The 25,725-nt window shown below is 61.2% G+C and carries 25 protein-coding genes and 2 pseudogenes; 17 read left to right on the top strand and 10 right to left on the bottom strand.

Annotation, left to right across the window (positions count from 1 at the left end; genetic code table 11):
• Window positions 1-225 (bottom strand): transposase (locus E4P82_RS07915; RefSeq protein ID WP_169248385.1); only part of this gene is annotated, 225 nt, incomplete at its 3' end.
• A gap of 194 nt (window positions 226-419) precedes the next feature.
• Here E4P82_RS07915 and E4P82_RS07920 point away from each other — a divergent pair.
• The 13 genes from E4P82_RS07920 to E4P82_RS07980 all read left to right on the top strand — a co-directional run bounded on the left by E4P82_RS07920 (window position 420) and on the right by E4P82_RS07980 (window position 11,793).
• Window positions 420-1,184, top strand: coding sequence for an alkaline phytoceramidase (locus tag E4P82_RS07920; RefSeq protein WP_169248386.1), 765 nt, complete (start codon window positions 420-422; stop codon window positions 1,182-1,184).
• Between the two features lie 300 nt (window positions 1,185-1,484).
• A complete protein-coding gene (locus E4P82_RS07925; RefSeq protein ID WP_246327443.1) occupies window positions 1,485-2,576 on the top strand; it encodes an AI-2E family transporter in 1,092 nt (363 codons plus the stop codon).
• Between the two features lie 43 nt (window positions 2,577-2,619).
• Window positions 2,620-3,114: a Na+/H+ antiporter subunit E gene (locus tag E4P82_RS07930; protein WP_169248387.1), complete on the top strand. Its 495-nt coding sequence runs from the start codon at window positions 2,620-2,622 to the stop codon at window positions 3,112-3,114.
• Window positions 3,101-3,394 (top strand): MrpF/PhaF family protein, encoded by a 294-nt coding sequence (locus E4P82_RS07935; RefSeq protein WP_211203070.1) that lies wholly within the window; start codon window positions 3,101-3,103, stop codon window positions 3,392-3,394. The genes E4P82_RS07930 and E4P82_RS07935 overlap by 14 nt, the downstream gene beginning before the upstream one ends.
• Window positions 3,391-3,684 (top strand): monovalent cation/H(+) antiporter subunit G, encoded by a 294-nt coding sequence (locus E4P82_RS07940; RefSeq protein ID WP_169248388.1) that lies wholly within the window; start codon window positions 3,391-3,393, stop codon window positions 3,682-3,684. Before E4P82_RS07935 ends, E4P82_RS07940 begins: the two co-directional genes overlap by 4 nt.
• Complete coding sequence (locus tag E4P82_RS07945; RefSeq protein ID WP_169248389.1) at window positions 3,681-4,628, top strand: hydrogenase subunit MbhD domain-containing protein; 948 nt, start codon at window positions 3,681-3,683, stop codon at window positions 4,626-4,628. Before E4P82_RS07940 ends, E4P82_RS07945 begins: the two co-directional genes overlap by 4 nt.
• A complete protein-coding gene (locus E4P82_RS07950) occupies window positions 4,625-4,966 on the top strand; it encodes a cation:proton antiporter subunit C (protein ID WP_169248390.1) in 342 nt (113 codons plus the stop codon). The genes E4P82_RS07945 and E4P82_RS07950 overlap by 4 nt, the downstream gene beginning before the upstream one ends.
• A complete protein-coding gene (locus E4P82_RS07955) occupies window positions 4,967-6,499 on the top strand; it encodes a complex I subunit 5 family protein (RefSeq protein WP_169248391.1) in 1,533 nt (510 codons plus the stop codon).
• 222 nt (window positions 6,500-6,721) lie between these two features.
• Window positions 6,722-8,125 carry a complex I subunit 5 family protein gene (locus E4P82_RS07960; protein WP_169248392.1) on the top strand — a complete coding sequence of 468 codons (1,404 nt, stop codon included), beginning with the start codon at window positions 6,722-6,724 and terminating at the stop codon, window positions 8,123-8,125.
• A gap of 69 nt (window positions 8,126-8,194) precedes the next feature.
• Window positions 8,195-8,662 (top strand): DUF3011 domain-containing protein, encoded by a 468-nt coding sequence (locus E4P82_RS07965; protein ID WP_169248393.1) that lies wholly within the window; start codon window positions 8,195-8,197, stop codon window positions 8,660-8,662.
• Window positions 8,663-8,687: 25 nt separating this feature from the next.
• Complete coding sequence (locus E4P82_RS07970; RefSeq protein ID WP_246327444.1) at window positions 8,688-9,383, top strand: DUF3611 family protein; 696 nt, start codon at window positions 8,688-8,690, stop codon at window positions 9,381-9,383.
• 19 nt (window positions 9,384-9,402) lie between these two features.
• Complete coding sequence (locus tag E4P82_RS07975) at window positions 9,403-10,188, top strand: META domain-containing protein (RefSeq protein WP_169248394.1); 786 nt, start codon at window positions 9,403-9,405, stop codon at window positions 10,186-10,188.
• Between the two features lie 66 nt (window positions 10,189-10,254).
• On the top strand, window positions 10,255-11,793 hold the full coding sequence (locus E4P82_RS07980) for an alpha/beta hydrolase (RefSeq protein ID WP_169248395.1): 1,539 nt from the start codon (window positions 10,255-10,257) through the stop codon (window positions 11,791-11,793).
• 64 nt (window positions 11,794-11,857) lie between these two features.
• Here the strand turns inward: E4P82_RS07980 and E4P82_RS07985 are convergent, their stop codons facing one another.
• A complete protein-coding gene (locus E4P82_RS07985) occupies window positions 11,858-15,958 on the bottom strand; it encodes a hypothetical protein (RefSeq protein WP_169248396.1) in 4,101 nt (1,366 codons plus the stop codon).
• Window positions 15,959-16,059: 101 nt separating this feature from the next.
• Between E4P82_RS07985 and E4P82_RS07990 the strand changes: the two genes are divergently transcribed.
• Complete coding sequence (locus E4P82_RS07990; RefSeq protein WP_169248397.1) at window positions 16,060-16,257, top strand: hypothetical protein; 198 nt, start codon at window positions 16,060-16,062, stop codon at window positions 16,255-16,257.
• 139 nt (window positions 16,258-16,396) lie between these two features.
• Here E4P82_RS07990 and E4P82_RS07995 read toward each other — a convergent pair whose 3' ends face one another.
• Window positions 16,397-17,683, bottom strand: a complete 1,287-nt coding sequence (locus tag E4P82_RS07995; protein ID WP_169248398.1) for a glycerophosphodiester phosphodiesterase family protein — start codon at window positions 17,681-17,683, stop codon at window positions 16,397-16,399.
• 251 nt (window positions 17,684-17,934) lie between these two features.
• Window positions 17,935-18,876: an MBL fold metallo-hydrolase gene (locus E4P82_RS08000; RefSeq protein WP_169248399.1), complete on the bottom strand. Its 942-nt coding sequence runs from the start codon at window positions 18,874-18,876 to the stop codon at window positions 17,935-17,937.
• A 376-nt stretch (window positions 18,877-19,252) separates the two neighbouring features.
• Here E4P82_RS08000 and E4P82_RS08005 point away from each other — a divergent pair, with 376 nt between their 5' ends.
• Both E4P82_RS08005 and E4P82_RS08010 read left to right on the top strand, forming a co-directional pair.
• Window positions 19,253-20,080, top strand: a complete 828-nt coding sequence (locus E4P82_RS08005; protein ID WP_169248400.1) for a DUF2092 domain-containing protein — start codon at window positions 19,253-19,255, stop codon at window positions 20,078-20,080.
• Window positions 20,081-20,133: 53 nt separating this feature from the next.
• Entirely contained in the window at window positions 20,134-20,583 is a 450-nt protein-coding gene (locus E4P82_RS08010) for a hypothetical protein (protein WP_169248401.1), read from the top strand.
• Between the two features lie 61 nt (window positions 20,584-20,644).
• Here E4P82_RS08010 and E4P82_RS08015 read toward each other — a convergent pair whose 3' ends face one another.
• The 6 genes and pseudogenes from E4P82_RS08015 to E4P82_RS08035 all read right to left on the bottom strand — a co-directional run bounded on the left by E4P82_RS08015 (window position 20,645) and on the right by E4P82_RS08035 (window position 25,032).
• A complete protein-coding gene (locus tag E4P82_RS08015; RefSeq protein WP_169248408.1) occupies window positions 20,645-21,991 on the bottom strand; it encodes a saccharopine dehydrogenase family protein in 1,347 nt (448 codons plus the stop codon).
• Between the two features lie 18 nt (window positions 21,992-22,009).
• Window positions 22,010-23,117 (bottom strand): annotated as a pseudogene (gene nspC, locus E4P82_RS08020) (carboxynorspermidine decarboxylase).
• Between the two features lie 16 nt (window positions 23,118-23,133).
• Entirely contained in the window at window positions 23,134-23,544 is a 411-nt protein-coding gene (locus E4P82_RS08025) for a hypothetical protein (RefSeq protein WP_169248402.1), read from the bottom strand.
• On the bottom strand, window positions 23,528-23,662 hold the full coding sequence (locus E4P82_RS22790; protein WP_281383666.1) for a hypothetical protein: 135 nt from the start codon (window positions 23,660-23,662) through the stop codon (window positions 23,528-23,530). Before E4P82_RS22790 ends, E4P82_RS08025 begins: the two co-directional genes overlap by 17 nt.
• 267 nt (window positions 23,663-23,929) lie before the next feature.
• Window positions 23,930-24,317: pseudogene (locus E4P82_RS08030) on the bottom strand (flotillin domain-containing protein); the annotation flags it as partial.
• A gap of 58 nt (window positions 24,318-24,375) precedes the next feature.
• The gene (locus tag E4P82_RS08035) at window positions 24,376-25,032 is read right to left on the bottom strand and encodes a YopT-type cysteine protease domain-containing protein (protein WP_169248403.1); all 657 of its coding nucleotides are present in this window, start codon (window positions 25,030-25,032) and stop codon (window positions 24,376-24,378) included.
• Between the two features lie 454 nt (window positions 25,033-25,486).
• Between E4P82_RS08035 and E4P82_RS08040 the strand changes: the two genes are divergently transcribed.
• Window positions 25,487-25,725: transposase (locus tag E4P82_RS08040; protein WP_169248404.1), on the top strand; the 239-nt coding region annotated here is incomplete at its 3' end.

Below are 25,725 nucleotides of genomic sequence, written 5' to 3' on the forward strand. Positions count from 1 at the left end.
TAAAGGTATTAGTGGGGAAAAATCTTTAGGCCAAATACCCGCCATTGACAACCCGTCTTGTTCAGGTAAAAAAATGGCATTTATCACTTCGCGGAGATCGACTTTACGGGGCCGACCTGTCGTATAAGGATCGGCTTTTTTTAAAATCGGCTCCAAGATTTCCCATTCTTCATCTGTCAAATCACTGGGATACCTCTTACCAGGAATTTCTTTTGGCCAAGCCATGCAGCACCTCGAATAGAATCTCTGAAATTAAAATAATCGCCGGATTTTGGCTTATTTTATCAAAAATACTATAATAATATCAATGTGTTAGTTTTTGTACAGCTTCTGACTTCTAAAACTTCGCGGTCAGCAGCACTGGCGATGAGCCGACGCTTGATCGACACCCACCCGCTGATAATAGAGGCCAAAAATCGATGCCGATGCGAACCGGGTTGATCGTTGTGTTCACGATATTGTGCATCGCGGCGGCGCTGCTACTACCCGCCGTGCCGCAATCCCTCGAATACCATCATTTCGCCGATCAGCGCAATCTATTGGGAATCGCCAACTTTCTCGACGTGGTATCCAATCTTGGGTTCTTGATCGTCGGCATTGCGGGGCTGGTCATCGTCTTTGGGGGGCGCGCGCAATTCGAGTTCAGGAGCGAGCGGTGGCCCTACGCGGTGTTTTTCCTCGGCGCCCTGCTGACGGCACTGGGATCGGGCTACTACCACCTGGCACCGGACAACGAAAGCCTGTTCTGGGACCGGTTGCCGATGACCATCGCGTTCATGGGGCTGGTTGCCAGTCAGATCGTCGATCGGATCGATATCCGGGCGGGACTGGCGTTGCTGGTTCCGATGCTGCTGATCGGGGCCGCGTCGGTCATTTATTGGCGAATCACGGAACGAGCCGGTGTCGGCAACGTGCTGCCTTATGGGATCTTGCAAGGCTATTCGGTGATCATCGTGCTGTTGCTGGCCGCGCTGAGTCCGTCGCGCTATACCCGAGGCAACGACCTGTACTGGGTGTTCGGGTGGTATGTACTGAGTAAGATCCTGGAAACGTTTGACGCTCAGGTGCTGGATTTGGGTGGCGTGATCAGCGGCCACACCCTGAAACATCTGGCGGCAGCTCTTGCGGGCTACACCGTCTGTTACATGTTGATGCACCGGACCCTTAAAGAAACGGGACTTTGAAGGTGGAGGGTACTGCCCCAAAAAGTCTTCCGGTTGCCAAGGGAGGATAGCGGCCCTCTCGTTGACCAAAACGCCAGTGGGGGCGTGATAGTCTAGATGGCGGTGCCAACCGCTGTGGTTATCCCAGATATGCCACCCCACCTCGCCTCGCCCTCCCCGATTCGGTTAGGTCTTTTTTGGGAATCGCCTTATCATTTGGCCCTACTGGCGTCACCCCTGTCTTATCGAAGTGCATGGCGCTGGATTTCGGCGCGAAGCGCCTCTACCCAGCCCAGGCGTTTCGACGAAACCCATCGAGCAATGGCCCCGATTGTCTGCGGAGAGCACCTCATGACATCCAACCACGCATTCAGCGCCCCGGCCCGCAGCTTGCTCGTCGCCGGGGCCTTCGCCCTGGTGGTGACCGTCCTTGAGGCCGCCGCGCCAATCCTTGTACCCATCCTGCTCGCGGTGTTCATCGCCATCGTTACAACCCCGATACTGCGTTGGATGCGCAGTCGCGGGATCCCGAAATGGGGCGCCTTGATGGTGATCGCCTTCGTCCTGCTCGATGTCGGCAGCCTGTTCGCGCTAATAACCACGGGAGCCGTGGAAGGATTCAGGAACAGCTTGCCAACCTATCAAGAGCGGTTCATGGCGTTTAGTTACCAACTCGGTGGCTGGTTGGAGAGCGTGGGTGCCGGCGGCTCCCGCGAGGCAATACCGGACCTGCTGGATCCAAACAAGCTGGTTCATGGTGTCAGACTGCTTCTGTCCAACGCCAGCGGCCTCTTCGCGATGGGTTTCCTGGTCCTGCTCGCCACGATCTTTATCCTGCTCGAAGCGCCCACGATCCCCGCCAAGTTGCGGGCGGCCTTTCATTTGACCGAAGAGGGCGACGCGCGCCTGAAACGGCTGTTGGACACCGTTAACCGCTACATGCAGATCAAGACCCTGACCAGCTTCGGTACTGCGGTTTGCGTCTGGCTTTTACTATGGGTTTTCGGCATCGATTTCGCCATCCTCTGGGCGGTGCTGGCGTTCTTCCTGAATTTCGTGCCCGTGCTCGGAAACATCCTGATGATGATCCCCCCGGTCTTGCTCGCGCTGATACAGACCGGTCCGCGAACGGCGCTGCTCGTGGCCATCGGCTATCTCGTGATCAATACCGTGATCGGGAACGTGCTTGAGCCCCGGATCATGGGCAAGGGGCTTGGGGTCTCCACCCTGGCGATTTTCATCTCGCTCTTGTTCTGGGGCTGGCTGTTTGGCACCGTGGGCATGTTCCTCGCGGTACCCCTGACCGCCGCCGTCGTCATCGCCCTGGACGCGAACCCCCATACCCGTCCCCTGGCCATCCTGCTCGGCCCGGAGATCACCGAGGTGGCCACTCCGGATGCGGACTCGCCATGATCAACGACCCAATGAAAACGCCACCGTCGTTGGAGAGAACCCGATGAGGAACATTTCCGCGCGCGCCGCAATGACCCGATGGACGGGCTTCTTCGGTTTCTGGCTGCTGCTCATCGGCCTTGATCCGGTCGATCTTGCGGCCGGACTCTTCGCCGCCGCCGCCGCGACCTGGACCAGCCTGCACCTGTTGCCGCCCAGCGGTGGACGACTGCGATATGCCGCCTTGGCCCAGCTCGCGCTGCGCTTTGGGCAGGAGTCCATCATGGGAGGAATGGACGTCGCCCGGCGGGCGCTATCCGTGCGACTGCCATTGCGACCGGGGTTCGTCGTCTATCCGGTACGCCTCCACCCAGGCCCGACCTGCAATGCATTCACTACATTGACGAGTATGATGCCGGGCACGCTGCCGGCCGGCGTCGACGACCATGGTGCACTTCTCTATCATTGCCTCGATGTCGAACAGCCGGTGGCGGCGCAACTCGCCATCGACGAGGGATTGTTGATCCGTGCGCTGGGTGAAACGCATGACGATACCTGATTTTCTACTTGCCGCCGCCGTCTTCGTATTGGTGATGGTGGCCTTGGGACTGGTCCGTATCCTGCGAGGGCCGACGGACGCGGATCGGATGATGGCGACGCAATTGTTCGGCACCGGCGGCATCGCGGCGCTGCTGCTGCTGGGCGTGGCCATGGAAGTCAAGGCAGTGCTCGATGTGGCGCTGACCCTGGCGTTGCTTGCCGCCTTCGCCTCGGTGGCCTTCGTGCAGGGTGCCTCCCGCTCGGATGGCGACGACCCCAAGGAAACGAATAGCCAATGAGCCTCGTCCTAAACATTTTCACGATCATCGCGGTCTTGGCCGGTACCTTCTTTTTCCTCGCCGGCACGGTGGGGCTGCTGCGTTTTCCTGACACGCTCACCCGCCTGCACGCGCTGACCAAGGCGGATAACCTGGGTCTCGGTCTGGTGGTGATGGGCTTGCTGCCGCAGGCCGAGTGGCCGTTCGACGTCATCAAGCTGATCGCGATTTGGCTGTTCACCCTGCTGGCCGGGGCGACGGTTGGCCAGCTCATGGCGCAGGCGGCACGACGCGGCCAGCCGACCCCATGACCCTGGCCCTGGCGGTCGACATCAGCCTGACCCTGCTCGTCCTGGCGGTGGCCGGGTGGATTATCGCCGTGCGCGACACCTTCGCGGCGGTGATTGGCTTCGTGGCCTACGGGCTGTTGCTGGCGTTGATCTGGGTGCGCCTCGCCGCGCCGGATGTGGCGCTGACGGAGGCGGCGATCGGCGGCGGCCTCACCGGCGCCCTGCTGATCGGCGCCGCAGGCCGGCTGCGCAAAACAGAGGCCGCGACGCGCGCCGAATACCCTGGCGTCCTCATCCGAACACTCGCCGCGATCCTGGCCGTCACCGTCGCGGCGGCGCTTGCCGTGGGGGTCCTGGCGCTGCCCGATCCCGCGCCCACGCTGGCCCCCGCCGCCGTCGCCAGCTTGGCCACGACTGGAGTCGGCAATCCAGTCACCGCGGTATTGCTCGCGTTTCGCTCAATGGACACGCTGCTCGAAGCCATCGTGGTGCTGTTGGCGCTGCTCGGCGTGTGGTCGCTGGCACCCGACCGCGCCTGGGGCGGCTATCCGGGACCGCGACACCATGCCGATCCCGACGGGATCCTTGCCTATCTCGCCCGGTTCCTGCCGCCGATTGGGATCATCGTGGGTCTCTACATCTTCTGGATCGGGGCGGATCTTCCCGGCGGCAAGTTCCAGGGCGCCACGATCCTGGCCGCCATGTGGCTATTGGTCATCGAGGCGGGGCTCGCCGACACGCCACCGATCAGCCGGACCTGGTTGCGGGTCCTGCTCGTGATCGGACCGCTGGTGTTCATCGCGATCGGCTTCGCGGGCTCCATCACCGCGGGAGCGGTCCTCGCCTATCCGGAGGGCTATGCGAAACCGTTGATCGTCGCCATCGAAATCGCGCTGATGCCCACGCTCGTACTGACGCTTGCCCTGCTGGTGGCCGGCACGCCGCAACGGATGCCTCCCCAGTGAACGCGTCGACGCTGTTTGGACTGTGCGCGGCGGCGCTCGTCGGCGTCGGCCTGTACGGTCTGATCGTCAACCCGCAACCGTTGCGCAAGATCCTCGCGTTCAATCTGATCGGCTGCGGGGTGTTTCTGCTCTTCGGCGCCATCGCACGCCGAGGCGCGGCAGTCGGGATGGGTGGCGACCCGGTGCCCCAGGCGCTGCTGATCACCGGCATCGTCGTCGCCTTCTCGGCCACCGCGCTCGCCGTCGCGCTGGTGCTGCGACTGTTCGACGAAACCGGCTCGGTCACGCTTGCCTCGGATGCGCCAGCCAAGGCGCAGGCCGATCCCCCGGATGCATAGATGCCGCACTCCCTCTCGACCCAAGACGTGACGTCCCCCGGCGGGTTGCTGCTGGTGTTGGCGGTGCTGATCCCGTTTATCGGAGTGCTGGCCGGCATGATCCTCGGCGGCCGCGGGGCCCAGCGGGTGGCGTTCGCGATCCTCGCGGCCGGGCTCGCCATCGCCATCGCCATTGCCGACGCACTGGTGCAATCCGGCGATACCGTGGTCTACATCCTAGGTGACTGGGCGCCACCGCTGGGCGTTGCGCTGCGCGCCGACGGCTTGGCCGTGATCATGCTGCTGGCCATCGCGGTGGTGATCGGCGGCATCGGCGTGTACGCGCGGGGTGACTTCGGCACGCCCCCGGGCGTTCGAGAAGCGCGGGCGCCGCTGATGTTCTGGCTGCTGCTGCTCGCCGTGTGGGGTTCGCTGAACCTGGTGTTCGTGAGCGGAGATCTCTTCACGCTGTACGTCGCGCTGGAACTCTTGACGTTCGCGGGCGTACCGCTGGTCAGCCTCGGCGGCCAACCGGAGACCTTGCGCTCCGCGCTTCGCTACCTGTTGTACGCCCTGTTCGGCTCGGTGCTCTACCTGCTGGGGGCGGTGCTGCTGTACGGCGCGTATGGCACGCTGGACATTTTGCTGCTCGCCGCGCGAGTCCACCCCGAACCCGTCACCTGGGCCGCCGCCGCGCTGATGACGGTGGGGCTGCTGGCCAAAACCGCCCTCTTTCCATTGCATCTCTGGCTGCCGCCGGCGCATGCGGGCGCACCGGCGGCGGCCAGCGCCGTGCTATCGGGCCTGGTGATCAAGGGCTCGTGGTTTCTGGCCGTACGGCTCTGGCTCGACGTATTCGCGGGCGTGGTGACCTTGCCGTCGGCACAGATGCTGGCGGCGCTGGGCGCGGCGGCCATTCTGGTCGGCAACATCGTCGCGCTCCGGCAGGCGCGGCTCAAGTTGCTGATCGCGTACTCGACGGTCGCCCAGATCGGCTATCTGTTCCTGATGTTCCCGCTCGCGGCCGGTCTCGCCGCCGCCCAGATCGACAGCACGGCGGCCGTGAACGGCGGCATGCTGCAAGCGATCTCCCACGCCACCGCGAAGGCGGCGATGTTCATGGCCGCGGGACTAATCTACACGACGCTTGGACACGATCGCATCGCCGACTTGCGCGGCGCGGCGCGGGCGTTGCCGATGACCCTGCTCGCCTTCGCGCTCGGCGGCGCCTCGCTGATCGGGCTACCCCCATCGGGAGGATTTCTCGCCAAGTGGCTGCTGGTATCAGCGGCCATCACGACCGCCCAGTGGTGGTGGGTGCTCGTGATGCTCGTGGGGGGCCTGCTCACCAGTGCCTACGTTTTCATCGTCGTCGTGCGCGCGATGGCGCCCGCGCCCGAAGGATGGACCCCACGGGCACGCGTTCCCCATTATCAACAGGTGGCCGTGCTGGCGCTGGCCCTGTGCTCGTTTCTGCTCGGCATGGCCGCCTTCTGCCCGGTGGACGTGGCGCGGATCGGACGGGCGGTCGTACCGGAGATCGGCTGGCCATGACGACTTCCAACCTGTTGATCGCCGCCATCGGCGTACCACTCGCGATGCTCCTGGCCTGCATCGTGTCGGGAATTCGCGAGCGCATGCCGCCGCTGCTGGCGCTCGCGCCGATTCCCGCGCTCCTGGCTGCCCTGTGCGCCGACGACACGCCTCTCGTGCTCGGCAATGCCCGGTTCGCGCTGTCGTTCGCCATGGACAAACCGGGGGCGATGCTGCTCTTGGTTGCCGCGATCCTGTGGATCGCGACGGGGGGTTTACGCCGCAACGGAATTGCGGGGCGCGGTCAATGCCGGCCGCCTCGTCGTGTGCTGGCTGATGACCTTGACCGGTTGCGTCGGCGTGTTTCTCGCCGCCGATATGGTGGGCTTCTACTTCCTGCTCGCGGTGCTATCGGTCGGCGCCAGCGGACTCGTCTTGCAGGGCGGTACGGTGGAAGCGCTGCGCGCCAGCGCTGTCTACCTCGGGCTAGCGCTGATCGCCGAAGCGTTCCTACTCGCCGGCCTGGTGATGCTCGCAATAGTGACACCGGACGGCAGCCTGTTGATCCGTGATGCCGCCGCCGCGATTCCCACGTCGCCGTGGCGCGATCTCACGCTGGTGCTTCTAGTTATCGGTCTCGGCATGAAGGCGGGCCTCGTACCGCTGCATTTCTGGATGCCGTTGGCCTATGGCGCGGCGCCGATCCCGGCAGCGGCCGTGATGAGCGGCGCCGTCGTCAAGGCGAGCGCTCTCGCGCTGATCCGCTTCCTGCCGTTCGGGGTGGGGTTACCGGACTTTGGCCTGCCACTGGCGGCGATAGGGCTGTGCGGTGCTTTCTATGGGGTAGCGATCGGGATCACCCAATCGCGGCCGAAGCTCGTGCTCGCCTATTCTAGCGTGAGCCAAATGGGATTCCTGGTCGCGGTGATCGGCATGGGGCTTGCGGCGGGGGATGCCGATACTCCCTTAGCGGCGTCCTTTTACGCAGCCCATCACCTGCTGGTGAAAGGCGCGCTGTTCCTCGCCGTGGGCGTGATCGCCACGACGGGCCGGCGCTGGCGCTGGCCGATGCTGCTGCCAGCGGCGATCCTGGCCTTGGGAATCGGCGGGCTCCCTTTGACCGGCGGCGCTTTGGCGAAGCTGGCGGTGAAACCGGTCTTGGGGGATGGATGGGTGGAACTGCTCGCGATCTTGTCGGCGATTGGGACTACACTATTGATGCTGCATTTTCTCCACCGTTTGCTGGTGAGCGCCTCGCCCGATCCGTCGATGTCGGCGCCCGTCGGATGGGTTTTATCCTGGATGTTCATGCTCGTTGCCGCGCTCGTGGCTCCCTGGATGCTGTATTCGGCAACCGGGATCGGTACTTGGTCCGATGCGCTCCAGCCGGCGATTCTCTGGGCGGCGTCATGGCCCATTTTGATCGGCGCCGGACTGGCGCTCGGACTCTGGCGCTGGGGACGATATCTGCCTCGGGTACCGGAAGGCGACGTCGTGGTCGTGGGTCAACCCGTCATGCGCGTCGTCGTTCGCTGCGCGGAGGCTTTGGAACGGGTGGAAGGCGTACTGCGGCAATGGCCGGTAGCGGGTTTGTCCCTGCTGATGCTGAGCCTGATCCTGGGTGGAGTGATGTTCAATGGACATTGATTCCGCCATACAACCATCGAAATCCATGACGTAAGCTGAGGGCACTATTAATCAATGAAAACCAGATTGATGATCTTGACGACGGCCTTGCTGGGCAGCGTATTGGTGGGGGCATTCATTGGATTGCCGGTTCGGGATGCCGAAGCGCGCTCGCGTCAGGTCATCTGCGAATCGACCAATAACCGTCGTCAGCATTGCCGCGTCGACACTCGGGGCGGCGTGCGACTCCAGCGGCAGTTGAGCAACGCGCCATGCCGACAAAACCAAACCTGGGGTTATGACCGAGACGGGATTTGGGTGGATCGCGGTTGTCGCGCTGAATTCCGCGTCGGTGACAGCGACCGCCGACGCGGCCAGCGTTTGACTTGCTCCGCCGAGGGTAGCGGTCGCCACTTATGCCGGGCGGACGTTCGGAACGAGGTGATCCTGATCCGGCAATTGAGCAGAGCACCTTGTCGCTTCGACAGTACCTGGGGTTACAACCGGCGTGGAGTATGGGTTGACCGTGGTTGCCGCGCCGAATTTGAGATTCGTTAAGCTTTAGCCGCGCCGTTCGCCGGGTTTGGCGATCGGCGCTGTCTTTCGTCGAGTGGGTATTGCCCGCTCGTGCCTTCCAAGAGCAAACACCAAACAGGCAGGAATGATCATGCTAAAAGAACTCATGGAAAGTCTGCGACGGTCGGGAATCCAGAACCTCGCAAGAACCTTTTCCCGGCTGGGCTGGATTGGTTTTTGGGTGCAGATCGTGGTGGGGTCGATTCCCTTACTCTTGATGGCCTACGCTTTCATCTTCACGCGTTCCCCTTCCGGTCCGCGCGCCGGGCTGGCCATCGTCGAATACTTGACGGTAGCCAGTTTGCTGATCCTGATTTTTACCATCGTCTGGTTTCACCGGCATACCCGCTTGGCCAAACGGATTGCGGACCCGCAAACGTGTCCACCGGTATCTTCGGTCATTCGATCGGTCTGGACTGGATTGATGGCCAGTAGTATCGGCCTGCTGTTTTCCATGATCGTGATGATGATCGAGACCGGGCACATGCTGTTTTATTTTCTGGCGGCGCCTCAAGGGGGCGTTCCCGTGATCCAGACGACCGGTGCTGACCCGGCGAGCTGGGTGTCCGCCGTCGACATGATGAGTTTGACGGCCTTAAGTCTCTCCGTTTTCACCGAATTGGTCGTGTTGATTCTGAGTCTCTGGCTCCTTTTCCGCACGATGCAAGTTTCCGCGGAGTTTCCCCCAGCTCCCGCGCAATGACGGGAAGGGAAGATGGAAGATGGTGAATGCACGCTTTTTGGGGATGCTGATCCTTTGGGCGGCGCCTGTTCTGGTGCTGGCCATTGAAGTGGACAAGCCGGCGCTAGAAGGCGCGACCTGGCGTTTGGCGAGTGTCGCTCATGCCGATGGTCAGCTTCACACCGTCCCGAACGGCGTTGAAGCCACCGCAAGCTTTGCCAATGGCTTGGTGAGCGGCAGTGGCGGTTGCAATCGTTACACCGCCAGTTACACCGTGGATGCTGGCAAGCTGACCATCGGTTTGGCGGCGAGCACGATGATGGCGTGCCCCGAACCCCAGACGGCCGTCGAACAGCCGTTCATGGCGGCACTGGCGGCGACGATGGCTTACAAAATCGAGGACGGTCAACTCAGCTTGCTGGATACCAAGGGACAGAAGATCGCGACCTTCAAGGCGTGGCAACCGATGGCGTTGCAGGGTGTCACCTGGCGAGCGACCGTTTACAACAACGGCCGCGACGCCGCCGTCTCGTTGATCGACGGCAGTGAGATTACGGCGACATTTGGTAGCGACGGCCTACTGAGCGGATCGGCCGGCTGCAATCATTATCGGGCCGCCTATGTTACCGAGGGATCGTCCATCACCATCCAGGCACCGGCGGCAACGCGCAAGGCTTGTTCCAGCCCTGAGGGAGTGATGCGGCAGGAAAGCGAATACCTCAAGGCGCTAACGACAGCGGCTACTTACGCGATCCAGGGCCGGCAACTGGAGTTGCGTACCGCTGGGGACGCGCTGGTCGCTTTGTTTCAGGCCAGCGGTGGCTGAGCGCCCGGTACTCTCCAGTAAGCCCATCAAAAAGATGTCATTCAAGCATCAAAGAGGAGCCAGGTTGTGAGGGCAAGGTTTATCAAGCTGTTGAAAATCGGGGCGTTGCTGTTTACCGCCAGCGTGGTGACATTGCTAGCGGTGCGCGCCTTCGACTCGCAGCGCGGTGCACCACTGGCGCTTTGGCACACCTATGCGCCTCACGAACTGACGGCTCAAGAGCTGGCTACGGCCAACTGGGACGACTATCTGGCCGCAGAGCGCAAGGTCTTCGAGAGTGTGCGCGTCAATGTCACTCAAAAATTGGATCCAGAAGACCAGGTCCCCGCCAATCGCTACTTCGAGGGCAGCCCGATTTATCCAGGGCACTTTGCCACCGACTGGAACCGTTCCTATATTCTGGAGCCGGAAGGGACGCCCGTCGGTGCCGTGGTGTTCCTGCATGGACTGACCGATTCGCCCTACAGCCTGCGTCACGTCGCCCGACTCTATCAGTCCCACGGTTTTATTTCCGTCGCCATTCGGCTGCCGGGCCATGGCACTGTGCCAGCCGGCCTGACCAATGTGGTTTGGGAGGACTGGGTCGCCGCAACGCATCTGGCGGTGCGGGAAGCACGGCGGCGGATCGGCCCAACGTTGCCCTTGCATATCATCGGATTCTCCAACGGCGGTGCGTTGGCGATGAAATACGCGCTTGACACGCTCGACGATCCGAAGCTGACCCGTCCAGATCGGATCGTGCTGATTTCGCCGATGATCGGGATCACGGAGATGGCTCGGTTCGCTGGGATATTCGGTTGGCCGGCGATCTTTCCGCCCTTTGCGAAGGCTGCGTGGCTCAGCGTGGTGCCGGAATTCAATCCCTTCAAGTACAACTCGTTCCCGATCAATGGCGCCCGGCAATCGTCGTTGCTGACGCGCGCCCTGCAACCCCGGATTGCCCAGTATGCGAGTGAAGGAAAACTCGCCGAGCTGCCCCCCTTTCTCACCTTTCAGTCGGTGGTGGATTTTACCGTCAGCACCCGGGCGATTATTACCGCGTTGTATCAACAACTTCCCGATAACGGCAGCGAACTGGTCCTGTTCGATATAAACCGGAGCGCCAAATTCGGCCCGCTCATGCGCGCCAGCGCCAACACCATGTTGAATCGCATCCTGCCGGCTCCTCCTCGATCGTTCAGGAGCACAGTCATCACCAACATCAGTCCCGATAGCAGCGAGGTCATGGAGCGGGTTACGGAAGCGGGAGCGACCACGGAGCAAACCCGCGAATTGGGATTGTCCTATCCGCTGGGCGTGTTCTCACTCTCACATGTCGCGGTGCCGTTTCCCATGAGCGATTCCCTGTACGGCATACAGCCTGATCCCCTTGAGGAGTACGGCGTCAGCTTGGGCGCGGTGGCTCCGCGAGGCGAGCGCGGCACGTTGATCGTCAGCCTGGATTCGCTGATTCGCATGTCATCCAACCCATTCTTCCCTTACATGCTGGAACGGATCGAACAAGGCATTACCGGCAACCACCCCGTGAGTGCGTCGGAAAACATCGCGAACTCCACCGATGAAAGCGCGTCTCGGGATCAAGCGCCGGCGGACTCGGCGAAATGATCACTGAGGCCCGCATAAGCTCAAGCGCCTCTATACCGTCCACTCAAAGCGGGTAAAGCAGTCATCATGGCTGACCGTCAGCCACCGCCTTGCTCCGGCGCAAGCGCCGCCACAATCCCCCGGCACTGAAGCACTGCCAGCCCCAGCCCAGCCATCGGAGCAGGGCAAACGCTAGCCATAGCGCCCAAACCAGCATCAGGCCGCGATATAGCAGCAGCGGCGCGGTGACCACCGAGGCGGTCGGCAGCGGCCCGGCGATCCGGTCCTGATACCAGTTCAATTGCCAAGCGCTGGACCCGTTTCCGGCCACCTGCATGGCGGGCGTGCCCAGCAAGCCCTGTTCGATGGCCCCGAGCAGCGCCGCCAGCGCCGCCAGCGTCAACCCGACCAGCGCCAGTTGCAGCAGGTCGAAGCGGAAAGCGCCGATCTCCCGATCGGCCAATGCCTGACGCCGCCCCAGCAGCCACAGCCAGCCCGCCACCAGCAGGATCGCCGCGATATGGCTCTGGCTCAGGCCGATGCCGAGCAAAAACCAGTGATGGGCACGCAACGGTGTACCGCCCATCCGTCCCAACACGATGGCACCGATCAGGATCACCGCCAACACGCCCCAGAACAGCACGGCCGGTCCCATGACCGGCCCGTTGGCCCACAACAACCAACGATTGCGCGGCAGATGTAGGATCAGGTCGCCGTTGACGCTGGGACTGCCCAAATCCACCTCGGGCGTGGTATAGCGCGTGCCGAAATCCCGTTCCTCGCGCCAGTTCAACACCACCCGCTGCACCCCAGGCACCAACGGCAGCACCACCCGCCGGTCCTGCTGCCGCAACGGCTGGACGACATCGTTGATATAGGCCGTGGTGAGCGTCGCGCCCGGCGGTAGGGTCACCGCATGATCGCCGCCGCGACTGGTCCGAATGGACAAATCCAAGCTCGCTTCGCTCAAGCGTCGGCCGGGATTCAATCGTAATTGACTGCGGTCGATGGTCACAGTGCCGCCGGGCGCCCCCTCCGGTCGATCGACGGTCAGGGTGACCTGTTCGCCTGGCCACGACCGCCATTCCGGCGCCCATTGTCCAGCGGCATCGATCCGCCGCACCAGCGGGATACCGGCGCTTTGTACATGCCAAAGCGGATTGGCGTGCAGTTGCCAGACTTCCACCAGATCCTCGCGGTCCGTTGCCTGAAGGATCAGTTCGTTGACGCGGCTCAGGGTCGCGGTCCAGCGGATTTCGGTTTGCTCCGGCGGCAGGTTGAGCAACACCCGGTTGTCCCGCACTCGGATGTCGGGCGTGGTGACGTGCTCGCCGGGCAGCAGGGGGATTTCCAGTACCGCCGCCTGGTCGGCCTGGCTCAAGCGCCGCATCCGGGTCAACACCTGCCAATCCACATCCAGCACGAGATCGCGCTCGACCTGGACGAACGGCGGCATCACGCCGGCTTGCAGCGGCGCGGCGGCATCCTGGCGCGGACGGGTCAATTGTAACTGAGGATCGACGCGACCTTCGACCTGGCCTTCCACTTTCCAGCCATTGGCATCGAGTTCCAACCGGCCCGGCGGCAGCGGCAACGGCAGTTGCAGGGTGGCGACCTCCGGCAACACGGCGGCGGCCACGGTCGCGGTGTGCAAGCCCGGCGGCAGTCGCAGCCACAGCAATTGCTTCGGACCGCGAAACAAGGTCGCCGGCCGACCGTCCAGATCGATGGCGCGCACGATCAGCCCCTCGCGTGGCAACGGCAGCGGTACGACGGTATCGGTTTGAGCGTGCAATGACAGGCGCAGTTGCAGTGTGTCGTTCCTGACGGTCAGCGCCAGTGCCGCCAGATCGCCGCAGCGCTGACAGTCCGGTGGTTGGGTCAGGCGCTCGCGCAACTGTTTGAGTATTTCCGGTGGGGGATACTCCTGCGCCTGGACCGGTGGCGTGGCGACCGTGAGGGCCATCGCCAGCAGCACCGATGCCGCCGCAACAGCGCCCGCGCCTGGCGGTGAAGATGTGCGCTGTTCCTCTTCGTCACGGGAAGGCGGCGCGGCTGGAGGGAGGGACCGTCGGCTCGCGATCGAAACCCGAGCCCCCATGGCTAGCAGCAGGGCCAGACCCAGCAGCAGCAACGCCCGCGTGCCCCAGGGCGGTAGTAGCCACAACCGCAGTGGTTCGTCCGTCGCCACCGGCCCGCTCCAATGCAGAGTGGCCCGCTGCCAGCGCCAGTTGGGTACACCGGGACCGGTCTGCACCTTGATGTCCGCCGTGTATTGCTGCTGGAGCCGCTGCGATAGATTGTTCTGGATCTGCTGTTGCGGGCTTTTTGGCAACGACTGGAGCCGGTTGTAAGCCGGCGCTTTTTCCAGCGCGGCGACCGGCGGCGCGCTGGCCGATGGAATGGACAGGACCAGGGCCGCGCCGGGCGCGAACGGCTCCAGTTGCGGGTACAAGGCGCCACGCACCTGCTGGACGGCAAACAACGCGCCGATCGTCAGCAGCGCCAGCAGCGCCAGCCCGCGATACACCTTAATCAAGATCTGCAAGCGTCCCGGCGGCAACACGCGCAGCAAGGCTGCCGCCGCCAGTACGTTCAGCCAGACATACAACGGCGCATTGGGTTCGTGATAGATCAACGTCATGCCGGCCAGCGCCACCAGTCCCCATGGCCAGCCCCACAACTTGGCGAAACCGAGCGCAATCACCAGGACGATGAACAGATCAAGCAGGTTCCACGAATACAGCCAGGCATTGCCGGCGCTGTCCGGTCCATCCGCCGCCAGCAGTCGCCAGCCTGGCGGCAGGTTGAGCGTGGCGTCGATCCGTTGCGGGGCGATGCGCCAGCCGACCGCTGGCAGTTTTTCGATGTCGGCCGGTTCCAGCCGGCTATCGGCGACCAGTTGCAGATCGTTCAGTTGCCGTATCTCCACGCCGGCCGCGTCCGAACCCGGCAGTCGGGTAATGAACTGATCGTCGCCGCCGATTTCCACCCGGCCAAGCTGCAATGCCGGAGCGGCGTCCAGGCGCGTGCGGTCGAGGTTGCCACTCAGCCGATCCCGCACGGTGTAGCCACCGCCGGCAAAGTCGAGCCAGAGCGTGCGCTCCAGGTTCAGCCGCGCCGGAACCGGTTCGGCTTCGCCGCGCTGACGGACCTGGAATTGCAGCGCCTCGCCGGGTTGCAGCAGATAGGCCGGCCATTGCCGCCAGCTTTCGGGCAGATTGGTCTGCGCCGGATCGAGCGCCGCCGCGCCTTCCACCTGAACCTGTCGCAGGGTGTTTTGCGCCTGGAAGCTCCAGATCTCTTGTTGAGGCCAAGGTACCGGGACGACGGGCAGCGCCAGCGCGTCCAACGGTCCAGGATGGCGAGCGTTCAACATCAGGGTCCAGTTCCCCGGTCGCAGTTGCACCCGCAGCCGGCCATCGGCTTCCAGCCGAGCGGGCAGCGGGCTGTCCAGGGCGAGCGGCAGGAAATCCGGCGGCAGCACCGGACCGAGCAATTCTTCCCGCGTTTGGCCCGAGACCCGCAGATCCAGCCGGGTCGCGACCGTGAAGGGAATCCCGTCGGTCAACAACCGGAATACTTGCAGGTCGAGCGTATCCTGCCGAGCCGGCGCATCCGGTTGCTGGCGCAGCCGCAGCACACCCTCGTCCTCCAACCGAAACGCCGTCACCGGCTGGCCGTTGACACGCAGATCGAGCAGCGCGTTACCGGGGGGAACATGAATCGAGTCAGGCAGCGCGCGCCAATAGAACCGCCCGGTCAACTCGTGCTCACCGGACGACGCCTTCAGTGCTGGATGATTGTCCCGCTCCAGCACCGGTACCAGTATGCCGTCCAGGCGCACATCCTGCGGCCAGTAGCTCCGGTTGCCGGGCAGGGTCAACCAGCCTTCGGTATCGTTGTACGCCTTTTGACGAAACTCGCCCCCCTGACCGTCGAGGTCGAGGCTCAGCGCCGACAACCAGACGCACTGGTAGCGATCCGTCTGGTTGTAATACACCGGACAGCGTCGATTTGGCGACCCCGACAGCACCCAATCCATCCAGGGCTGCAAAGAGGCCGGAATCTGGGTCAGCACCTCCGGAGGAATGGACGCCGTCCGGGCGGCAGCGGCGTACAACCCGAACAGCAGGACAAGCAGGGGAAGCCAGACTGGTCGAGCGGGCAGCGAACCAGTGCGCATGGTGGTTTTCCTCGCGGTGGCGCCACCGCGTCGGAGGGTCGAGCGGTTGGCGCTTCCATCCTAATTCTAACATCCAGCCATCGATCCGCTCGGCGACCGAATTGGCCGTGGAGTTGGGGGCGAGCGAAACCACCGTTCGCCGCTGGCGAGCGCGGGACACGGTCCAGGATCGCTCGCATACCTCGTACCGGCTGGCCACGATCTTGAAGCCGATGCAAGAGTTCGTGGTGGTGGAGTTGCGGAAATGGCTGTCGCCGCCGCTGGACGACCCACGGGCGGAACGGACGTTGCGCGCCTGACAGGCCGCTTTGATCGCGTCGGCCTGTGTCCGTTTCACGACGACCGGGAACCGTCCCGAAGTGTTCCATGCCAAACGCTTCGCTGTGGCGGCGAGGTACGATCTCGACGATTTCGCAGTCCCGCCGCCACGAATTTCGATTATTTCAAGCCCATGCAGTTAGCGTAGTAGGTCACCGTGGCGGGCCAGTCGGAGAAGATGCCCAGAATCTTCACATCCTTGGCCAGCACGTCCAGGGCCTTGTACATGTCGCTATCCTTCTTGATGGCGACACCGGTCGGGTCGAAGTCGTAGTAGTAGCCCGCCTTCGATGCACCCTGGCGCAGGTCGGCGCGTTCGAAGGTCCAGGCGATGATATCGAAACCCATGCGCTTCAGATCCTTGGCGAAGGGCGAAGGCACGATGTCGCCGCTGTCAGTGACCCGCAGCAGGGCGGATATCGACGGGGCGATGACCTTGACGCCGCGCTTCTTCAGCATCTGCAAGAACTCGGTCCGATCCATGGCGTCGTAGGGCGCCTGGATGATGACGTCGTCCTTGTCGGTATCGTAGTCGAGCAGATAGGCGGCCTGCTTGCCGTATTGGGTATGGTCGATCCAGTAGAAGATATCTTCCAGATTGAAGGACTGAGGCCAAGTATCCTGTGGCTTGACGCCTGCGTTTTTCATGGTATCGGCGAACTGCTGGGCGTACTGCTCCTGGCCGCCGAAAATGGCATCGATGCGGTCCTGATGGGTGGCGCTCTTCAACTCGGGGGTGTGCTTGACGCCGTTGGCCTGATTCAGGGCGATACTTTCCTTGAAGGTCACCACATGGGCGCGACCGGTATACAGGTCGGTGCGCCAACTGGCGGTGCCGCCTAGATAACCTTGCGCGGTGGCGGCGCTGGGGTTGCTGGCGTCCATCTTGGCTTCCAGCGATTCGAATTCGTCCAGGGTCAGGTCGCTGGTGCAACATTGAGGTGAGGAGTTCGGACCGCTCCAGGGCGTGGTGCACTTCGCATTCAGAGGAGTGGCGACGATGTTGGTGGTGGTATGCAAGTCGCACTCGCTGTGGCGGCAGACCAGCTCGCCGTCTTTGGTGAAGGTCACGTCGCACTCGACGATGCCGGCCCCCATGCGTGCCCCAGCCATATAAGAGGCGTCGGAGTGTTCGGGGAATTGCAGGGCGGCGCCCCGGTGGCCGATGGAAAAGTCGGTACGGTAGAAGGGACCGCTCTTGCACTGCGTCAGTCGGTCCTTGAGGCGGCCTTCGTCCATGCCGTCGACCAGGTAGAACGGCCGGGGGCCGAGTTGTATGCTGTTGTTTTTTCCACTGTTGGAATTCTTGTCCAAATCGCCATCGGAGTCGTCGGCGGTTGCGAGCACGGGCGCGGTTGCAAGCAGCGCAACGGCAACAGTCAGGGTATTGATGGACTTGCGGAGCACGGAAAAACCCCCTTATTTCGATGAAGGCCGCGGGTGAAGGACCTACCGTCAGGCAAGACGTCGAATCGTCAAGGACGATTCAACCGCTCACGATAGCCAAGGTATGTTTCCCCGCGGTTACCGATCGGTGAAGGTGGCGATGTTCCCGGATGAACCGATGCAGGTTCGAACAGACGGCTGGCCAGCGACGAGCTGCGGCTCGTCGCTGGGGAATAGAGCCGGAAGCGGCCCGCCGGTGACTCGCGTGTAGCTCAGGTCTGGTCCAGCCAGTAATCCAAACCCTGGGCGTTGAGTTCGATGTCCGCTTCCAGCACCGCGCGCCACTGCTCGGTGGGCAGGGTCCAGCCCTGCCGCGCCGCCTCGGCATCCATCAGCGCCCACAAACCCGCCAGAATGCGCGCTTCGCGCTCCGGGCCGGCGTCTCGCTCGCGTTCGGCCACCGCCACATGGGCGTCGATCAACCGGTGCAGGTCGGCACTCAGCCGCGCGAGGTCCTCGATTCGGGAAAAATGGGTCAAGTAGAGCGCTTCCGGTCGGCAAGCCAATATCCGATCCACCGACTCATGCATGACCTCGGGTTCGAACTGGGTCGGCGTGGTGGTGGGGATGATCGAGGGCCGCCCGTCCACATCCAGTTCGCGGAAGGACAGACCGAAGATGTCGCCGGTGAACAGACAACCGCTACGCGCATCTTGCAGGGCCAGATGATGGCGGGCATGTCCGGGAGTGTCCAGACAGATCAGAGTCCGACCGCCGAGCTCGAAGCTGAAGCCCTCGCCAGCGGAAAGAATGCGATCGGGGCTGACCGGAATCGGGTCGCCGTACAGATGACGAGCTTCCGCCTCGCCGTAAACCGCCTGCACGGCGGCGAACAACTTGGCCGGTTCGGCCATGTGCCGTGCTCCGCGCGGATGCACGACCAGGCGCGCTTCGGGAAACGCCTGCATCATGGCGCCAGCGCCACCGGCATGATCCAGGTGCACATGGGTCAGAAAGACGTAGGCGACGTTGGCCGGACTTAGGTCGAGCTGGCACAAGGCGTCCAGCGCATGCGGCAGGGCGGCATTGTTGGCGGTATCCACCACGGCAACCTGGTCGTTTTCGACGATGAGATGGATGGCGGCGAGTTGGGGGCGAATGTAGTGGGCATCGAAAGCGTAAATGCCGTGTTCGTAACGCAATAAATCGACCATGCGGGTCCTCGTTGATTGAAAGTGAAGCAGTCGGCGCGCGCCGGGTTTTGGAATGTTTGCGGCAACCCGGCCCGCCGCAAGTCTACAATTTTAAATGGGCTCATCCTGCGATTGGCTGCACATTCGCAATTTTGCGGCAATAATGGCGTTAGCGGTGCACCTCATCATTGAGCTTGAGGTTCACCCCGTGGGTTCGACCGGATCGATGTCTTCGATCAGGCTCTGACGGAATGCGGGGCCAACACGAACTGGACCGGTCATTCGGCCGAACCTGATGGAGGCTAGAGTCCGTGCCTAATGGCAGGCAATGCTCGGTCCGAAAACCCTGGACAGGTTGAACGACCTGCGATCAAACCATTCAAGGAGCACATCACCCATGAAAATCCCGTCGTTGTTATCCGCGATGTTTTTTTCGACCGTGGCGTTGTTTGGATATGCCGGCCCACTCGCCGCAACCGAGCAGCCGGCCGCGTCGAATGCACAACCGGCGGCGGCCGATAGCCCGGCACCGGCGACTCAGCCCGAGCCCATGGCGGTGCTGAAACAGATGGCCACCTATCTCCGTTCGCTCGAACGCTTCAAGGTGCGGGTCGAGAAAACCACCGAATTGATTCTGCCCACGGATCAGCGCTTGCACCAAGATCAAACCGTGGAGATTGCCATACAAAAGCCCGATCGGTTGCGGGCCGATTTCCAGAATCTCAGCGGCGGACGCCAACTGTTCTATGATGGCAAGACCTTCACGCTTTACACCCCAGAGCCGAATGTCTACGCCAGCGCCACCGCCGCGCCGACCATCGACGAGACCTTGGCCTTGCTTGAAGATCAGTATGGAATTTCGATGCCTATCGCTGACTTGCTGCTGGCGGATCCCCAAAGCAGCCTGGTCCGGAATCTGGAGTCGAAAACCTATGTTGGCCAGAGTCTGGTGCGCGGCGTGGCATGTCATCACCTGGCGTTTCAGACCCCGGAAGTGGATTGGGAAATCTGGATCGAAGACGGTCCCAAGCCCTTGCCCCGCCGGCTGTTGCTGACCGACAAGAGCGTGGAAGGCTCGCCCCAGTGGACTTCCGACCTGAGCGACTGGGATCTCGCACCGCAATTCCCCACCGATTTCTTCACTTTCACGCCGCCGCAAGACGCCCAGAAGATCAAGTTCCTGGAGGCGGTGCCAGCGGCTCAATCGACTAAAACCGCCAAGTAACCATGGGAGGTTTCGCCATGCATTCTTCGCTATCGACTTACTTGAAACGGGCAATGACCGTTGCTCTGATCGTGGGACCGATGCTGGCACTGGTCAGCGCCGATGTGGACGCACGCGGACGTGGCGGCGGCGGGTTCGGTGGCGGTGGCGTTAGAGCACCGCGCGCCAATATTGGTGGCGGTGGTCATCACGCAAACGTCAACCGCAACGTGAATCGCGACATGAACCGTAACGTCAACCGCAACGTGAATGTCAACCGCAACGTCAATGTCGACGTGGACCGCCGCTGGGGTTACGGGGGAGTGGGGGTAGGCGCGGCGGTGGCGGTGGGCACTGCGGTCGCGGTGGGAGCCATCGTGTCCACGCTGCCGCCAAATTGCACCACGATCGTCGCCGACGGCGTGAGCTATCGGAATTGCGGCGGTACCTTCTACGTTCCCAGTTACGATGGCCCGAACGTGGTGTACGAAGTGGTCAATCCGCCTTCCGGCTGGAATCAATAACCAGAAGGCGGGTAACCCCTCACCCGCAAGCGGGTGAGGGGTAGCCTTTTCCAATTTTTCTCTAATTTTTCGGCGACTTGGGCGCCAAGGCAATCATCGGGTTGGCGGCCGAGACCGTGACTGTCGCGGTCGACTCCGCCAGCTCCTGTGCCAATTCCCGAACGCTACCATCGAACGACTCCTGTCCGCCAGGCTGGATTTCCTTGACCTCGGTCGGCAGGCCAATCCGATCCAGAATGGCGATGAACGGTTCCGGATCGAGTTCCTCGACGTTCACCATGGTCTTCGGGTCCCAAATACCCTGAGCCACCAGCATGGCCGCCGCGACCGGCGGGACGCCGGCGGTGTAGCTGATACCCTGCGATTCGACCTCTTCGTAGCATTGCTTGTGATCGGAAACCTGGTAGATGAATACCTCTCGCGGTTTTCCGTCCTTCCAGCCCTTGACGAAGTTGCCGATGCAGGTCTTGCCAGTATAACCCGGCGCGAGGGTCTTGGGATCGGGAAATAGCGCCTTGACCACCTTGAGCGGCACCACTTCCTGGCCCGTGGTCAGGGTCACCGGCAGGTGCGAAAGAAAGCCGAGGGTGCGCAGCACGGTGAACACGTTGATGTAATGGTCGCCGAAGCCCATCCAGAACCGAATGCTATTGGCGTCGATGTTCTTCGAAAGCGAGTGCAGTTCATCGTGTCCGTTCAGATAGATGGGGCAGGGGCCGACCACCGGGAAATCGTAGACGCGCTTGACCGAGTGGGTGGGATATTCCTTCCACTGCCGATCGATCCAGGTCCAAACCTTGATGAACTCGCGAAAATTGATCTCCGGATCGAAATTGGTGGCGAAATATTTACCATGGCTACCGGCATTGACATCCAGAATGTCGATGGTATCGATCTGGTCGAAATAGCGCTTTGCCGCCAGCGCGCAGTAGGCGTTGACCACGCCCGGATCGAATCCCACGCCCAGAATGGCGGTGAGTCCCTTCTCCGCGCAGCGATCTTTCCGCTTCCACTCGTAGTTGGCGTACCAGGGCGGGGTTTCGCATACCTTGTCCGGTTCTTCGTGGATAGCGGTGTCCATGTAAACGGCACCCGTTTCCAGACAGGCTTCCAGCACCGACATGTTGATGAACGCCGCGCCGAGATTGATCACGATCCCGGAGTTGGTTTCCTGGATCAACTTCACGGTCGCCGGAATGTCGAGCGCATCGAGTTGCCGGGAATACAGCCGGTTCGCGGGGTCCTTCAGATGCCCTTTGCGTAGGACGCTCTCGATGATTTCGTCGCATTTCGACAAGGTCCGCGATGCGATGCAGATATCGCCCAGCACATCGTTGTTCATCGCCGCCTTGTGAGCCGCGACGTGAGCAACGCCACCAGCACCGATGATCAGCACATTCTTTTTCACTTTCATTTCGCTCCCGACTTAGGAAAGGCTACGTTTAAAATCCTGGTAATCGAATTGACGGACCTGTTCCAGGGTGCCGTCGAGTCGCCGCACGACGATGGAGGGCATGGATAGTCCATTGAACCAATTTTTCTTGACCATCGTGTAACCCGCGGCATCCGCGATGCGAACTTCGCTACCGACTTCCAACGGTGTGCTCAAGCCATACTCGCCGAACACATCTCCCGCCAGACAAGTGCGGCCGGCGATCATCATGCGATGAGGACCCGGTTCGGGATAAGCAACCCTTGGCGTGGTGTGATAGATCAAATGGTCCAGCATATGCGCTTCAACGGAAGCATCGACAATGGCGATGTCGATTTCATTGTGCAGAACGTCCAACACCGTGGTCACCAGTTCCGCGCTGTCGGTGATGGCGGCTTCGCCGGGTTCCAAATAGACTTGAACGTCGAATTTATCGCTGAATTGTTTCAGTTTTTCGCAGAATCGATCTAGAGGATACTTTGGCTTGGTAAAAAAACAAGCCGCCACCCAGACTGACCCATTCCATCTTTTCCAGCAATGGACCATAGTGATGGCCGATATGATCGATGGCCGTGGAGAGGTTTTCGAAATCGTCGTTCTCGCAGTTGAAATGGAACATGAGCCCACTGAGCAGCGGAGCGACCTGGACAAGTTCACGGCGATCGGTCACGCCCAACCTTGAATATCTCCTCGCCGGATCGGCAAGGTCGAAATGCGAATAGCTGATGCCTGGATTGACCCGCAATCCCAGTTTCAACCCCCGAACCTCGTTTTGGTAACGCGTGAGTTGAGATATCGAATTGAAAATCACCTTGTCGGCAAACTCCTTGACCGATTCGATGTCGCTGGCGGAAAAACCCACGCTGTAGGCATGAACTTCCTTGCCGAATTCTTCCCGCCCCAACCTGGCTTCGAACAGGGAACTACTCGTGGTGCCATCCAGGAATTCCCGCATGAGACCGAATACGCACCAAGTTGAGAAACATTTCAGCGCCAACACCGATCTTGCACCGGAGCTCTCGCGCACATGCTGGATGATTTGCAAATTTTTCAGCAGCCTGCTCTCGTCGATCAGGTAATAGGGCGTAGTCAAACTTTTCATCGTCAAGTCGTTCCATTTATTCTGACAAACGGTTCAGCCCTCGAAAATGCTCGTGCGAAACGCCATTTTCGATTGCCCTGACCAAGGTATCGCCAAGAGCCGGCTCTTTAGCCAATCGGCAAGGGTGCCATGGCGTTCCCTTGATTATATGGTCGCCACCAGCACGGTTTCTGGTTTGTTCTTGGATGCTTTGGCTCGCGGCTTTACCTTTTCCTCCTCGGGTTTCACCTCTTTCTTTTTCCCCTTCTCGGATTTTTTTCTTCTTTTCCTTTTGAGATTCAATCGCTTTTTCGGGTTCAAGCGCTTGTTGCGGTGCGATCGATTTTTCCTCGGCAATGCTCGCGTCGCCGAAACGTTGTGCCCAAAGCAGTTCAATGGCTTGGCTGAACACTGCACCGATGTCGGCGCCGTCAATCTCGCCGAGCATTTCCAGTTTTTTTTCCGGCTGCCGCGCTGGTTAGAATTTTCAGTTTGATCAGACCCGCTTTCTTTTGCTCTTTCCGCCGTTCACGATAGGCACGCTGACGCTCTTTAGGTGATTTCATGGACTTTGCTCCCGTGATGGATGATGAGTTGGGAGCGCTCATGATATCGTTACGTTATGCGTTATGCAAGCATAACGTAGTCAGTAACATCTCATGACCATCGCGGCTAATTTCTCAGTCGCTCGCTTCGGGCGATCCTCGGCCGGAGAATTTCAATCAGGCGGCCTGCCTGCGTGCAATCCGCCCGGGGACCTTCTGCAATAACGATTCTGACCGGCAGACCATGCGCATCCACGCTATGACATTCACCCTAGCGTCGGATAAATCTTAAGGTGGACATTGGGTTGACGTGTTTCCGGGAGGCGTTTCCGGGCTAACGGTGTTGGCCGGCGGCGCGTTCCGGGCGTTGCGATCGGCACCCTTGCCGGCGGCGGGCGCAATGTCCTTCCTCATCGCCTCCACCAAGCCGTTCAAATCGCCGCCCTTCATCCCGATCTCACCGAGCACGGCATCCAGAATCGGCTGTTGGGCGCGATAAGCGAGCGCCGCCGCCACCGCTTGCTCGGCGAGGTTGCCGCCGCCCGACGAACCGCTCGGGCTGTCCCCTCCGCCGCTCGCCCCTCGGTTGAGGCCGTCCACTTGCACGATTTTGATGCCGTCGATTTTTTTCGAGCGGCTTGACCGAGGCTTCGATGATGGCGGGCAAAACCTCCAACGGCCAGGTCGGCGTACCTCATCCTGTCTCAACGAGGAGACATTGCCATGAAGTGCGTTTAGATCACGCAAAAGAATTGCGCGCCCGCGTAATCCCTTATGTAGCCGCTCTCTATCAGGAAAGCCCGGAACCAGGTTCTGAAGCGCGCGAAATCAGGAAAGTTAAAATGGCCGTAATTGGGGTCGAAAAAATGCACATTGCCTTGCGCGTCATGCTGCGCCGCCACCGCATGGGCTGTGCCGCCCTGCCGGCCCGCATCCAACACGATCAGCCAGAGCGTGTTTGGGAAACCGGTCAGTATTTGATGAAAATTGGTGACGGTCACTGATACACGAAAACTGGCGTAGCGTATCAGCAGCGTCGCCGCTCGGATGGGGTCGCGTATGATTTGCTGAACCATGGCCCCGGAAAAGGTCATCGCCCGAGTGCGGGGCGCCGACGCATGGATATTCTGCAGCATGGTGGCCTGCCAGGGCGGGGTATTGCAGATTCTTGTCTGTCCGTCGAAATCGAAATTCTGGCCGCGCTTGCGCATGGCCAACCATTGTATGGAAAGGCCCAGGCAATAGCCCCCCCTGCTGCCTGCCACGCCCCATGGACCGGGAGTTTCCACATGAGCCGTGCGGTTTTGATCCATGGCGAATACCATCTGGCCATGTCTTTGCGCGGAGTCCCAGATTGCGTCGGACCTTAAATGAGCCGTTGTGAGTGGCATGGACAGTCTCCTTTTCTATTGAATGGGATTGTTTGAATGGGAACGTTACTCGGTATTTCCCATTGCCCGCTCAATGGTTCAACGCGACGTGAAAAAAAGTAGGCTTCCTGGGAACGGTGGGGAGTGAGTGCTCGGCGACGGTTAGCGCGATCCGGCCGAATCGCGCCAACCGAGCGGCGGCCAATATCGCGCTCCCGAAAGGTCGCTGTCGAAATAATACGGTCGGAGGGTCTGCCAGGCGCTGGAGGGCGCGTTTCGCGGCGATCCCTGGAGAAAGGCGGCTAGCGCCTTAGCTACGCCGTCCGCGCTATCCTTCCCCGCCCTTCACAGGCGGGGTTTCGCTAAGAAGCTGTACAAAAAAAACTAACACATTGATATTATTATAGTATTTTTGATAAAATAACCCAAAATCCGGCGATTATTTTAATTTCAGAGATTCTATTCGAGGTGCTGCATGGCTTGGCCAAAAGAAATTCCTGGTAAGAGGTATCCCAGTGATTTGACAGATGAAGAATGGGAAATCTTGGAGCCGATTTTAAAAAAAGCCGATCCTTATACGACAGGTCGGCCCCGTAAAGTCGATCTCCGCGAAGTGATAAATGCCATTTTTTACCTGAACAAGACGGGTTGTCAATGGCGGTATTTGCCTAAAGATTTTCCCCACTATACCTTAATTAGTTACTATTATCACAA

The organism is Candidatus Competibacter phosphatis, assembly GCF_012939995.1.
Taxonomy (GTDB): domain Bacteria; phylum Pseudomonadota; class Gammaproteobacteria; order Competibacterales; family Competibacteraceae; genus Competibacter; species Competibacter phosphatis.